Source organism: Mycobacterium sp., assembly GCF_049683935.1.
GTDB lineage: Bacteria > Actinomycetota > Actinomycetes > Mycobacteriales > Mycobacteriaceae > Mycobacterium.
On record NZ_JBAUJR010000256.1, the window covers coordinates 1 to 12,557 of the forward strand.

At 64.1% G+C, this 12,557-nt stretch carries 12 protein-coding genes; 4 read left to right on the plus strand and 8 right to left on the minus strand.

Annotated elements, in window-relative coordinates; genetic code table 11:
• From WA965_RS14755 to WA965_RS14790, 8 genes are all read right to left on the minus strand, one after another.
• Positions 1 to 1,364 (minus strand): MCE family protein (locus tag WA965_RS14755; protein ID WP_526447692.1); only part of this gene is annotated, 1,364 nt, incomplete at its 3' end.
• Positions 1,361 to 2,407: an MCE family protein gene (locus WA965_RS14760; protein ID WP_526294046.1), complete on the minus strand. Its 1,047-nt coding sequence runs from the start codon at positions 2,405 to 2,407 to the stop codon at positions 1,361 to 1,363. The genes WA965_RS14760 and WA965_RS14755, both read right to left, overlap by 4 nt.
• Positions 2,400 to 3,434 (minus strand): MCE family protein, encoded by a 1,035-nt coding sequence (locus WA965_RS14765; protein ID WP_526447694.1) that lies wholly within the window; start codon positions 3,432 to 3,434, stop codon positions 2,400 to 2,402. The genes WA965_RS14760 and WA965_RS14765 overlap by 8 nt, the downstream gene beginning before the upstream one ends.
• Positions 3,434 to 4,624: an MCE family protein gene (locus WA965_RS14770; protein ID WP_526293997.1), complete on the minus strand. Its 1,191-nt coding sequence runs from the start codon at positions 4,622 to 4,624 to the stop codon at positions 3,434 to 3,436. The genes WA965_RS14765 and WA965_RS14770 overlap by 1 nt, the downstream gene beginning before the upstream one ends.
• 13 nt (positions 4,625 to 4,637) lie before the next feature.
• On the minus strand, positions 4,638 to 5,492 hold the full coding sequence (locus tag WA965_RS14775; protein WP_526293996.1) for an MlaE family ABC transporter permease: 855 nt from the start codon (positions 5,490 to 5,492) through the stop codon (positions 4,638 to 4,640).
• Positions 5,492 to 6,253 carry an MlaE family ABC transporter permease gene (locus tag WA965_RS14780; protein ID WP_526293995.1) on the minus strand — a complete coding sequence of 254 codons (762 nt, stop codon included), beginning with the start codon at positions 6,251 to 6,253 and terminating at the stop codon, positions 5,492 to 5,494. Before WA965_RS14780 ends, WA965_RS14775 begins: the two co-directional genes overlap by 1 nt.
• Before the next feature lie 263 nt (positions 6,254 to 6,516).
• On the minus strand, positions 6,517 to 7,449 hold the full coding sequence (locus WA965_RS14785; RefSeq protein WP_526293994.1) for a 3-oxoacyl-ACP reductase: 933 nt from the start codon (positions 7,447 to 7,449) through the stop codon (positions 6,517 to 6,519).
• A gap of 13 nt (positions 7,450 to 7,462) precedes the next feature.
• Positions 7,463 to 7,654 carry a ferredoxin gene (locus WA965_RS14790; RefSeq protein ID WP_526293993.1) on the minus strand — a complete coding sequence of 64 codons (192 nt, stop codon included), beginning with the start codon at positions 7,652 to 7,654 and terminating at the stop codon, positions 7,463 to 7,465.
• A 126-nt stretch (positions 7,655 to 7,780) separates the two neighbouring features.
• Here WA965_RS14790 and WA965_RS14795 point away from each other — a divergent pair, with 126 nt between their 5' ends.
• The 4 genes from WA965_RS14795 to WA965_RS14810 form a co-directional block, all read left to right on the plus strand.
• Positions 7,781 to 8,959, plus strand: a complete 1,179-nt coding sequence (locus WA965_RS14795) for an acyl-CoA dehydrogenase family protein (RefSeq protein WP_526293992.1) — start codon at positions 7,781 to 7,783, stop codon at positions 8,957 to 8,959.
• 19 nt (positions 8,960 to 8,978) lie between these two features.
• The gene (locus WA965_RS14800) at positions 8,979 to 10,082 is read left to right on the plus strand and encodes an acyl-CoA dehydrogenase family protein (RefSeq protein ID WP_526293991.1); all 1,104 of its coding nucleotides are present in this window, start codon (positions 8,979 to 8,981) and stop codon (positions 10,080 to 10,082) included.
• 14 nt (positions 10,083 to 10,096) lie between these two features.
• Positions 10,097 to 11,617, plus strand: a complete 1,521-nt coding sequence (gene fadD17 / locus WA965_RS14805; RefSeq protein WP_526293990.1) for a long-chain-fatty-acid--CoA ligase FadD17 — start codon at positions 10,097 to 10,099, stop codon at positions 11,615 to 11,617.
• Positions 11,581 to 12,557, plus strand: a 977-nt coding sequence (locus WA965_RS14810) for an AMP-binding protein (RefSeq protein WP_526447696.1), incomplete at its 3' end; no start/stop codon positions are given. The genes fadD17 and WA965_RS14810, both read left to right, overlap by 37 nt.

The window sequence follows — 12,557 nt, forward strand, 5'->3', positions numbered from 1 at the left end:
GGCGGCGCAGGCGCAGCGGCCGGCGCAGGACCCGTTGGTGGACCAGCCGGCGGAATCACCGGGCCGAGTGTGTACGGCTGTGCAGGAGGCGGCGGACCGGGAGCCGGATTCTGCGGCAGAAGTAACGCGCCGGGATCGCCCTCATTGCCGGCACGTGGCGGGAACCGTCCCTCAGCCGGTATCCATTCCAGATAAGGGATGTAGGTTTGTGCCTTCGCCTCAGTCGCAGGGGTGTCGTAAATAACCTGGCCCTTGTAAGCGGTGATCGTATTGATGCCGTGGGCCATGATCGGCGGATAGTTCACCGCCAGGCGTTTGAGCACCGGAGCCATGCGCTGACGACAGATCTCGTTCCGTTTGTCGTAGTCGGGCATCCCTGCGGCTTCGAAACTTCCGCAGATGAACTGCACGGGGTTGGCGAATTCAGGTAGGCCCAGCAGCCCGTTGGCCGTGCCCTGGGCGGGGTTGTAGACGTTGTAGAAGTTTGCCATCGCGTTCGGCAGGACATGCAGGATCTGCTCGACGTCGTCGGTCTGGGTCGTGAGGATGCTGGTCAGGTCGGTCAACCTGTCGACGCTGCCGATCAGCGTCTCGTTGTGCTCGCCGAGAAAACCCCGAACGTCGGACAGAGCTTGGTTGAGACTGCCCACTGTGTCGTCCAACCCCACGGAGCTGTCAGCCAAGACCTGTGACACCGACGCCAGGTGCCCACTGAATTGAACGATTTGCTCATTGCTCCTGGAAAGGGCGTCGACCAGAATGTGAAGATTTTTCACAGTGTCGAACAGGTCGGTGCTGGAGTCGCCCAGTCGCCCGGCAGTCTGCGACAGCTCGCGCAACGCTTGCCGGAAGGAATCGCCGTTGCCGTCCAAGGTGTCGGCAGCCTGGTTCACGAACTGGCTGAGTGGCCCCTGGACTTGGCCGGCTTTCGGTCCGAGAGTTTGACTCAGCCTGGTCAGCTCGGTCTTGACATCGTCCCACTCCACTGGAACCGCCGTGCGACTCAACTCGATGCTGTCGCCATCCGTCATCGCCGGACCTTGTCGATAAGCGGGCGTGAACTGAATGAACCTTGCAGACACCAGGTTAGGCGCCATCATCACTGCACGGGCGTCCGCGGGCAGCTTCACGTCATCCTGGATCCGCATGGTGATTCGCACAGCATCGGCCTGCGGTGAGATCGATTCGATCGAACCCACCGGCACACCGACGACGCGAACTTCGTCGCCCGGATACAAGCCCGACGCCGAACTGAAGTACCCGACCACGGTGTAGCTGGAGAGCCGTGGCCAAACCACGTACGCCCCACCGATCAGACCGACCAGCAGCGCGCCTATGACGCCGAAACGCATCCATCGGCTCATGGTGACTGAGGCCTTATGATCAACCGCTCGTTGATGAATCCACGCAACAGGTCAGCCAGGCTGTCCGGGATCTTGCCCGGTTGGAAGTAGAGGTCCAGCAGAAGAGCAGTCTGGGTGTTGTTCGGTATCGCATTGGGCAGGTTGACCATGAAACCCGAAGCGGATCCGACCGACTCGCCGAGCGCAGTGGCATACGGCGGTAGCCGCTTCAACGCCTCACTGATGTGCTCGCGACGTTCGAGCAGATTGTCCAACACCGCATTCAACTTCTTCAACGCCGGGCCGAATTCCCGGCGGTTATCGGCCACAAATCCCGAAAGCTGCTCGGATACATCATCGATGCCCGCGATCAGCGTACTGAGTGCGATCCGCCGCTCGTCGAGCGCGGCGAAGAGTTGGTTGCCGTCAGTAACAAGTGTGTTCACCTGGCCCGCCCTGTCCGCGAGCATCCCGATCACCGATTTCGCACGTGCCAGTAGCTGACCCAGCGCTTCGTCGTTGGCGTTGATACTGCGCGACAGCGTGGCCACTCCATCGAGCGTGCGGCGCAGTTCGGGCGTCGCGTCGCGAAATGAATCCGTCAGTACCGTCAATGCCTGAGTCAGCTGGTCTTTGTCGAGCGCAGCGGAGTTCTGACCGAGATCCTGCAGTGCCAAATTCAAGGTGTACGGAACTGTGGTGCGGCTCAGGGGAATAGACGTCACTGATCCACCGCCTTGCGGCACGATACCCAGCGACCTCGCCCCTAGAACTGTGTCCGTCCGGATCGACACCAGCGTTTGATCACCCAATCTGTGCTTCCGGTTCACGGTGAACGTCACACGCGCGGCGTCGCCGGCGAGGCCGACACCGGTCACACTGCCGACCGTGACACCGGAGATGTTGACGTCGTTACCCGGCGAGATACCGCTGGCATCGGCGAAGAAGGCCTCGTACGATTTCCCCTGCGGATAAAACGGCAGCGAACTGTAGCCGAACGCGACGAACAAGACGCACACGATTATGACGATGCCGAAGAAGCCCGCCCGTAATGTTCTATCCATTGTCAGAGCACCTGCCCTTCGAAAGGTCGGGCACGCCACCGATCGGCAGGAAGATGTCGCTGCCCGCCGGCCCGTTGAATTTGAGCGTCGTAGCGCATATGTAGTAGTTGAAGTAGCAACCGTAAGCTCCGAGCGAGTTGAGTCGCAGGTAGTTCTCGGCCAGCGGTTCGATGACCTGGTTGACCTCGGCCTTGCGGTTGTCGAACTCAGTCGCCAGCGGGCGGAGGTTCTCGAGGACGCCCTGCAGCGGTCGTCGCGAATCAGCCAGCATCTCGGTCAGATCTGTCGCCGTTGAGGCCAGCGGCGGTATCGCCCCCGCGATCGGGTCACGACCCGCCGCAAGCCCGCTCACGAGCTTCTGCAGTTCGTCCACGCTCGAATCGAACTCGGCACTTTTCGCGTCGATGGTTCCCAGCACCTCGTTGAGGTTGTTGATCACCTCGGAGATCACCTGGTAGCGATCGCCCAGTGCCTGACTGAAAGTTCCGGCCTCCGAGAGCAACTGAGACAGGGCGCCACCCTCGCCCTGGAGCAACTCGAGGATGGCGCTGCTTATCTGATTGATCTGCTCCCCGTTGAGCCCCTTGACCACCGGGCGCAGACCACCGAGCAGCGCGTCGAGATCCAGAGCCGGCTGGGTCTGCTCGATGTAAATCATCCCACCCGCGGGCAACTTCCTCAGCTCGCCGGGACCCGATGTGATTTCCATGAAGCGGTCGCCGACGAGGTTTTCATAGCGAATCAGGGCTCGCGTCGACGTATACAACTGATATTTCTTGTCCAGGCTGAACGCCACATCGACGGTGTTGTCGGCGTTCAACGTAACCTCGTCAACAGTGCCCACCGGCACGCCGGCGATTCGGACGTCGGTGCCGCCCTCCAGGCGTGACGCGTCGCTGAATGTGGCGTGATAACGGTTGCTCGCGGCAAACCGGAACTCGCCGAAGACCACCACCAAACCGGCGGCCACGATGAGCATCACCACCACGAAGATGCCGACTTTGACCGGTAATGCCCGCTGCCCCATCAGAAGTCATCACGTTCTGCGAAGGCACCGTTGAACAGGAACTGGAATGTGGACGGGGCGTCGACCTGAACCTCGGTGAACGGCTCGTACGGAATGAGAGCGTTGTCGGTGACCAGGAACGGCGACCTGAAGAACGAGCCGCCATACTGCTTACTGGGAAGGTTTGGAAGGCCCCGGCAGTTGGGCCCGCCCGACGCATTCACGATCGGCAAGCTCTCCGGATAGGTGTAGGACGGCACGCCCAGAACGAAGCTGGAACTGACCATCGCGCCGGGTTTCTTGCCACCGACGATCTCAGCTCCTCGCTGAGCTCCGATCGCCACACCCTGCACGATGCAGCCGAGTTCCGGCGAATACTCGCCAAGCACTGCCAACGGGGCTCTCAGCCGCTGAATGGCAGCGATGTAATCGTCAGCCCCCGGTTCCAGCGTGGTGGCACCCTCGTTCGCCAACCCGGTCGCCGCGAGCAGTGTCGCGTTCAAATTCTCCTGCTCGTCTACCACCGTGTCGCTGATCGTCGGCACATTGTCGATCACAGTCACCAGGTCGGGGCCGGCATCGCCGTAGATGTTGGTCACTGTCGCGAGCTGTGAGACGACAGACTCGACCGTCGGCAACTTCGGGTTCAACTGCGCCAGTAGCTGATTGAGTCCTGCTGCGGTGGCCCCGAAATCGTCACCATGACCGCGCAAGCCCTCCGCTATGGCCGATATGGTCGCGTTGAGGTGGGTCGGATTGACCTTGTTCAACACGTCGATCAGGGTCTGGAACAACGTATTGGCTTCCAACTGCACCGCGTCGGCCTGGACGTTGGCTCCTGCTTGCAGCGGGGTATCGGAGGGTTGTTCCGGCGCAAGGAATTCCACCGACTTCGCGCCGAACACCGTCGTGCTCGCGATACGCACCGGCGCGTTGGAGGGAACATAGCGCATCTCGTCGCGGTTGATGGCAAGCGTCAACTTCGCCCGGTCACCGGAGTACGCGATGTCCTCCACCTTGCCGATTTGAATGCCGCGGTACTTGACCTTGGCATCTTGGTCCATGACCAGGCCAGCTCGCGGAGAGGTCACCGTCACGGTGTCAGTCCGGGTGAAAGCAGCGGTGTAGCCGAGATAGGTCAACAGCGCGAACGCGGCAACTATCGTCGTCAGGACTGCGGCGGCGATTCTGATCGCGGTGGTTCTCGGCACGGCGCTCTCCTTTCTAGCCCGACAGGTTGAAATTACCGGTGGCGCCATACACACCAAGGGAAATGAACAATGTGATGACGACGACCACGATCAGCGACGTCCGAACCGCCTTGCCCACCGCGACGCCCACGCCAACCGGGCCGCCCGACGCGTTGTATCCGTAGTAGGTGTGGACCAGCATGACCGCGATCGCCATCACGATCGCCTGAGCGAACGACCACAAGAGGTCGGTCGGTATCAGGAACGTGTTGAAGTAGTGATCGTAGAGACCAGCAGATTGTCCGTTGACATAGACGGTGATGGTGCGCGCAGAGAAGAACGCCGCCAACGTGGCAAGAGAGTACAGCGGGATGATCGCCACCAGCCCAGCGACGATCCGGGTCGACACCATGTAGGACATCGAATGCACGGCCATCGATTCGACAGCGTCGATCTCCTCGGCGATGCGCATCGCGCCCAGTTGGGCAGTGGTGCCGGCGCCGATGGTTGCGGCAAGCGCGATGCCCGCGATGATCGGCGCCACGATGCGCACGTTGAGGTATGCACTCAGGAATCCGGTGAGCGCTTCGATGCCGATGTTGCCCAAAGACTCGTAACCCTGCACGGCGATGACGCCGCCCGAAGCCAGAGTGAGGAACGCCGCCACGCCGACTGTACCGCCGATGAGGACGAGCGCACCGGTGCCCAGTGTCATCTCCGCGATCAGCCGAAACGTTTCTTTGCGATACCGCCGTAACGCGTTCGGGATGTATCGGATCGATTCGCCGTAGAACAGCGCCTGCTCCCCGAATGAGTCGACGGCACGGGGTAGCCATCCCAATGCCCGCCGCAGGCGCAGCGTGACGTCGTAGCTTCCCAGCTGACTCATCAGCTCACAACCCGGACGCCGATGGCAGTCATCAGCACATTGATCACGAAGAGACAGATGAAGGCATAGATGACGGTTTCGTTGACGGCTTCTCCAACGCCCTTGGGTCCGCCTTTTACGGTCAGGCCGCGGTAACAACCCACGAGTCCCGCCATCAGACCGAACAGCACAGCCTTGACTTCCGAGATGATGAGCTCGCCCAGACCGGTGAGAATGGTCAGGCCACTGATGAAAGCCCCTGGGTTGACTCCCTGGAGGAGCACGGAGAAAACATATCCCCCGCTCAGACCGATCAGGATGACAAAACCGTTGAGCAACATCGCCACGACCGTCGATGCCAGTACGCGGGGCACCACCAGACGTTGGATCGGGTCGATGCCCAGCACACGCATGGCGTCGATCTCCTCGCGGATGGTTCGCGCGCCGAGGTCGGCGCAGATCGCGGTCGCCCCTGCGCCCGCGACAACGAGCACGGTGGTTATCGGACCGAGCTGAGTCACGGTCCCGAAAGCAGTACCCGACCCGGAAAGGTCGGCGGCACCTATCTCGCGAAGAAGGATGTTGAGAGTGAATGCGACCAGGACTGTGAACGGGATGGAGATCAACAGCGTCGGCAGCAGCGAAACGCGCGCGATCATCCACGTCTGCTCGAGGAGCTCGCGGAACTGGAAGGGGCGCCGAAAGATCTTCGAGAACGTCTCCGTGGACATCTGGAAGAATCCGCCCACGGCCCGGGTGGGTGCCGCAAGCTGTTCGATCAACCTCGGCTCCGTTCTCGGTGCGGGATGAACCGCGAGACTACTCGGTGGCGAAGAGATCGCCACCGGCCTTCGGCGGTGACCCCCCACCCCACTGCTGAACACATCTCTGAGTGGGCTGGATCATATTAACTAGAACACGTTCGCAGTGTCAAAGAACGGGGAAACCCCCTCAAAATGTTATATATGCCCAGTTCAAAGCCACTGTGACCCAGGTCATTATAGAACGTGTTCTAATCGACGACGGCAGCTGACAACCGAGACTGTCAGTCTCGATCCCCGAGGCCCATCGCGGCCGAGAAACTCTTCTCGGGATCCCGGCCAGCAAAGTAGTCCCGCATGGTGTCGGACAGGTCGGCCGGATCCCACGCGTCACCTGAGGCACTGAACTGCGTTTCGGCAGTCGGCGCCGCGATGAGCGTCACCGTCGGACCATAGACGATGAACAGTTGGCCGTTGACCGCTTCGGCGGCAGGCGAGGCCAGGAACCGCACCAGGTTCACGACGTGGTCGGGGGACAGCGGATCCACCCCGCCGTCGGGCAGTTCGGGTGCGTCGCCGAACACGCCGGCCGTCATGGCGGTGCGGGCCCGCGGAGCGATCGCGTTCGCACGTACCCCGAAACGCCCGAGCGCACGAGCGGCCGACAGCGTCAACGCGGTGATGCCGGCCTTGGCGGCGCCGTAGTTGGGCTGGCCGATCGGTCCGGACAGGCCGGCCTCCGACGAGGTGTTGATGATCCGGCCGTACACCTGACCGTCACCCGCCTTGGCCTTCGACCGCCAGTAGGTGGCGGCATTGCGCGTCAACAGGAAATGCCCCCGCAGGTGCACCGCGATGACCGCGTCCCACTCCTCGTCGGTCATGTTGAACAGGATCCGGTCGCGAGTGATGCCCGCATTGTTGACCACGATCGCGAGACCGCCGAGTCCGTCGGCCACCTCGACCAACTCGTCGGCGGTGGCCCGTTCGCTGATATCACCCGCGACCGCGATGCCCTTGGCGCCGGCCGCGGCGATCTCCTCGAGGACGTCGGACTCGTTCAGCGCCGCAGCGATGTCGTTGACGACGACCGAGGCACCTGCTCGTGCCAGGCCGATGGCCTCGGCGCGCCCCAGGCCGGCGGCAGCACCGGTCACCACGGCGACGTGCCCGGACAGATCTATCTGGGTCCCGCGGGGGGATGAAGAATTACTCAAAGTACGAATACCTCTAGTCGTGGCGGATCAGAGCGGCGCGCGGACATTCGGCGATGGACTGCTCGGCCAGCGCCTCCTCATCAGCGGGGACCGGGTCCAGCTTCACCACCGCGTAGTCCTCGTCGTCCAGGTCGTACAAGTCCGGAGCTATTCCTACACAGACCGCGTTGCCCTCGCAACGGTCACGATCCACTTCCACTCGCATGTCAACCTCCTGCCCGTAGTTTGGTACCAGCCTGGACCCCAAGACTAGAACGTGTTACAACCGGGAAAGACCTGAGGTATCCCTAGGTACCGTCACCAAGGCTCGCAGACAAGTGAGGACAGCGCGATGCGAATCGGCTACACCCCCGAGCAGGAGGAGTTGCGACGCGAACTGCGCGCGTACTTCACCAAGCTCATGACACCCGAGCGCGCCGAGGCGCTGACGTCCAGCGACGGCGAGATGGGGCGCGGCAACGTCTACCGCGACACCGTCGCCCAGATGGGCAAGGACGGCTGGCTGACGCTGTCCTGGCCCGAAGAGTTCGGCGGCCAGGGCCGCCCGCCGATGGACGGGCTGATCTTCAACGACGAAGCCTCGATCGCCAACGTGCCGGTGCCGTTCCTGACCATCAACAGCGTGGCGCCGACGATCATGGCGTTCGGCACCGAGGAACAGAAGAAGTTGTTCCTACCCAAGATCGCTGCCGGGGAGCTGCACTTCTCGATCGGCTATTCAGAGCCGGGCGCGGGCACCGATCTGGCGGCGCTGCGCACCACGGCGATCCGTGACGGAGACGACTACGTCATCAACGGGCAGAAGATGTGGACAAGCCTGATCGCCTACGCCGACTATGTCTGGTTGGCGGTCCGTACCAATCAGGAAGCCAAGAAGCACCGCGGCATCTCCATGCTGATCGTGCCGACCACCGCCGAGGGCTTCTCCTGGACGCCTGTGCACACGATGTCGGGTGTGGATACCAGCGCCACCTACTACCAGGACGTCCGGGTACCGACGTCGGCTCTGGTGGGCGACGAGAACGCCGGCTGGAAGCTGGTCACCAACCAGCTCAACCACGAACGGGTGGCGCTGGTTTCGGCCCAGCCGATCTTCTCGGCTCTCGACGGGGTCCGCGAGTGGGCACAGAACACCAAGGACGCCCACGGCAACCGGCTGATCGACTCGCAGTGGGTGCAGCTCAACCTGGCCCGCGTGCACGCCAAGGCCGAGGTGCTCAAGCTGATCAACTGGGAACTCGCCTCCAGTGACGCCGCACCATCCCCGGCGGACGCCTCGGCGGCGAAGGTGTACGGCACCGAGCTGGCCACCGAGGCCTACCGGCTGCTGATGGAGGTACTGGGTACCGCGGCGACCCTGCGCACCGATACGCCCGGCGCACTGTTGCGCGGCCGAGTCGAACGTATGCACCGGTCCTGCCTGATCCTCACATTCGGCGGCGGCACCAACGAGATTCAGCGGGACATCATCGGCATGGTCGCTCTCGGCCTGCCCCGGGTCAACCGCTAACGGCACGAGGAGATTTCGCATGGATTTTTCGAAACCAGAAGCTGCAGAGGATCTCTCCGGGCTGGTCCGCACCATCACCGAAGCGGTGTGCACGCCCGAACATCAGCGTGAACTCGACGGCACCGAGCACCGCTTCGACACAGCGCTGTGGTCCAAGCTCGTCGATGCCGACGTGCTGTCAGCCGCCTCCCCGGAATCCCTGGGCGGCGGAGGATTCGGCGTACTCGAGCAGGCTGCCGTGCTCGAGGCCCTCGGCAGGCAACTCGCCGCGGTGCCGTATCTGGAGTCGGTGGTGGTGGCCGCCGGCGCACTGGCCGCCTTCGGTTCCGAGGAACTGCAGCAGCAGTGGGCGGTGCCCGCGGTCACCGGCCAGAAGATTCTCACCGTGGCGCTCGCCGGTGAGATGGGTGACGGTCCCGTTCGCGCCCAGGCCAGCGACGGCGGCTACCGACTGACCGGCACCCGCACGCTGGTGCCCTACGGACCGGTGGCCGACGCGTACCTGGTTCCCGCCGACACCGACTCGGGGACATTGGTCTTCGTGGTCGCCGCGGACGATCCGGGCGTCACCGCGACGTCGTTGAGCACCACCGGACACGGTTGCGTCGGGCACCTCGAACTGCGCGACGTCGAGGTCGACGGGCAGCGCTCCGTCGGACCCGACGGCGCAGCCGTGCTCGGCTGGCTCGAGACCCGTCAGCTGTTGGGCCTGTCCGCCTTCCAGTTGGGCGTGCTCGACCGGGCGTTGGAACTGACCGCGCTGTACGCGCGCGAGCGCGAACAGTTCGACCGGCCGATCGGCAGCTTCCAGGCGGTGTCCTCGCGCCTGGCCGACGGTTACATCGACATCAAGGGGCTGCGGTTGACGTTGACCCAGGCCGCATGGCGGTTGTCCGAGGCCCATCCCGCCGACATCGATGTGCGTTCGGCAGCGTTCTGGGCGGCCGAGGCCGGTCACCGCGTGGCCCACACGACGGTGCACGTGCACGGTGGCGTCGGAATCGACACCGATCACCCGGTACACCGCTACTTCCTGGCGGCCAAGCAGTCCGAGTTCGCGGTGGGCAGCGCCACCGGGCAGCTTCTGGCGATCGGTCGCGAACTGGCCGACACACCGGCCTGATTCGCCTTCCCACGGTGGCCACCCCTCTCTCACCGACCGTTCCGGGGCTGTTGACGTCCCTGGCCGACATCGACGATCGAGGTGTCCACTCCGTCGGCGCCGGCGATGACGCGGTCACTTTCGTGAGCTGGCGCAACCACATTCAGGACGGCGCGAACCTCGCCGCGGCGCTGCGGGCACGGTTGGACCCCGGCGGCCCTCCACACGTCGGGGTGCTGCTGGGCAACACCCCGTTCTTCTGCACGGTGTTGGTGGCCGCCGCGCTGTCCGGGATCGTGCCGGTCGGCCTGAACCCGACGCGTCGGGGCGCGGCGCTGCAGCGCGACATCGCCCACGCCGACTGTCAGCTCGTGCTGGCCGACCAACCCCTCGACGGCGTCACCGCTGTCGACGTCGAATCACCGGAGTTTGCCGCAGAACTCGGTTCGTTCGACGGCGCGCCGATCGAATTCCGCACCGCCGATCCCGACGACCTGTTCATGTTGATCTTCACCTCCGGCACCAGTGGCGACCCGAAGGCGGTGCGCTGCACTCACGAGAAGGTGGCGTTCCCCGGGGCCATGCTCTCGCAGCGTTTCGGGCTCGGCCCCACCGACACGTGTTATCTGTCGATGCCGCTGTTCCATTCCAACGCGATCATGGCAGGGTGGGCGCCGGCCGTGGCCGCAGGGGCGTCGATCGCATTGCGCCGCAAGTTCTCCGCATCACAGTTCATTCCGGACGTCAGGCGCTTCGGCGCGACGTACGCGAACTATGTCGGCAAACCGCTGACGTACATCCTGGCCACCCCCGAGCGCCCCGACGATGCCGAGAACCCGCTGAAGGTGGCCTACGGCAACGAAGGCGCTCCGCGGGACCTGACCCGGTTCGCGCGGCGGTTCGGGGTGCAGGTCGTCGACGGCTTCGGATCCAGCGAGGGCGGGGTGTCCATCGCCCGCACTCCCGACACCCCCGACGGTGCGTTGGGTCCGCTGGTGGGCGGGGTGACGATCCTCGACGTCGAGACCGGCGCCGAGTGTGTACCCGGGGACATCGGCGAACTCGTCAACACCGAGGGGCCCGGGCAGTTCCGCGGCTACTACAAGGATCCCCAGGCAGAGGCCGACCGGATGCGTGGCGGCGTTTACCACAGCGGCGACCTGGCCTACCGCGACAGCGACGGGTTCGCCTACTTTGCCGGCCGACTGGGCGACTGGATGCGTGTCGACGGAGAGAACCTCGGCACCGCGCCCATCGAGCGGATTCTGATGCGTTATCCCGGAATCACCGAGGCTGCGGTGTATCCGATTCCGGATCCGTCGGTGGGCGATCAGGTGATGGCCGCACTGGTCCTGCCTGACGACACCGCCTTCGACGCCGGGGAGTTCACCGAATTCCTCAGCCGGCAAGACGATCTCGGCATTAAACAATGGCCCGTGTTCGTCCGCGTCGGGAACACGTTGCCGCGCACCCAGACCTTCAAGATCCTCAAGCGTCAACTGTCCGCCGAGGCCACCGAATGCCCCGACCCCGTCTACCCGATCACGCGGCCGTGACGGCAACAGACATCGCGACCATGCTGCTCGACCGTGTCGGTGACCAGCACCCGGGATTGCGCAGCCGTGACCACGACTGGACCTGGGACGAGGTGGTGGGTGAATCGGCGGCGCGCGCGGCGCTGGCACGCACCTTGCGCGATGAGAACTTCTGCGCCGAGCCCTTTCACATCGGAGTGCTGCTGGACAACGTGCCGGACTTCGTGTTCTGGCTCGGCGCAGCCGCATTGGCCGGAGCGACGCTCGTCGGGCTGAATCCCACCCGCGGCGCAGCCGACCTGGCCGCAGACATCCGCCACGCGGACTGCCGATTGATCGTCACCGACGCATCCGGCATGGGGCGGCTTCGCGATCTCGACCACGGCCTGGACGCGTCCCGATTCCTGGTCGTCGACGACACCGGATACCGGGACCGCGTCGAGGCGTGCCACACCGAACCCGCCGCTGCGCCGGATGTCGACAGCGGGTCGTTGTTCCTGCTGCTCTTCACCTCAGGTACCACGGGGACCTCCAAAGCGGTGAAGTGCAGTCAGGGCCGACTGGCGCGCATCGCCTGCGCGGCAACGGACAAGTTCGGCCATCACCGCGGGGACGTCGACTACTGCTGCATGCCGCTGTTCCACGGCAACGCGATCATGGCGCTGTGGGCACCGGCGCTGGCCAACGGCGCCACCGTATGCCTGGCGCCGACGTTCTCGGCGTCCCGATTCCTGCCGGACGTAAGGCTTTTCGGCGCCACCTTCTTCACCTACGTCGGCAAGGCACTCGCCTACCTGATGGCGACCCCGGAGCTTTCCGACGACGCCGACAACACCCTGACGCGCGGATTCGGCACCGAGGCCTCCCCTGAGGACCAGAACGAATTCCGTCGCCGGTTCGGCGCCGAACTCTTCGAGGGCTACGGCTCGAGCGAGGGCGGGGCGGTGGCCGAGCCCGATCC

Excerpts from the sequence above, each read along its gene's own strand:
- WA965_RS14790 (WP_526293993.1), bottom strand. The coding sequence starts at position 7,654 with ATGCGAGTGGAAGTGGATCGTGACCGTTGCGAGGGCAACGCGGTCTGT.
- WA965_RS14800 (WP_526293991.1), top strand. The coding sequence starts at position 8,979 with ATGGATTTTTCGAAACCAGAAGCTGCAGAGGATCTCTCCGGGCTGGTC.
- WA965_RS14775 (WP_526293996.1), bottom strand. The coding sequence starts at position 5,492 with ATGAGTCAGCTGGGAAGCTACGACGTCACGCTGCGCCTGCGGCGGGCA.
- WA965_RS14765 (WP_526447694.1), bottom strand. The coding sequence starts at position 3,434 with ATGGGGCAGCGGGCATTACCGGTCAAAGTCGGCATCTTCGTGGTGGTG.
- WA965_RS14760 (WP_526294046.1), bottom strand. The coding sequence starts at position 2,407 with ATGGATAGAACATTACGGGCGGGCTTCTTCGGCATCGTCATAATCGTG.
- WA965_RS14795 (WP_526293992.1), top strand. The coding sequence starts at position 7,781 with ATGCGAATCGGCTACACCCCCGAGCAGGAGGAGTTGCGACGCGAACTG.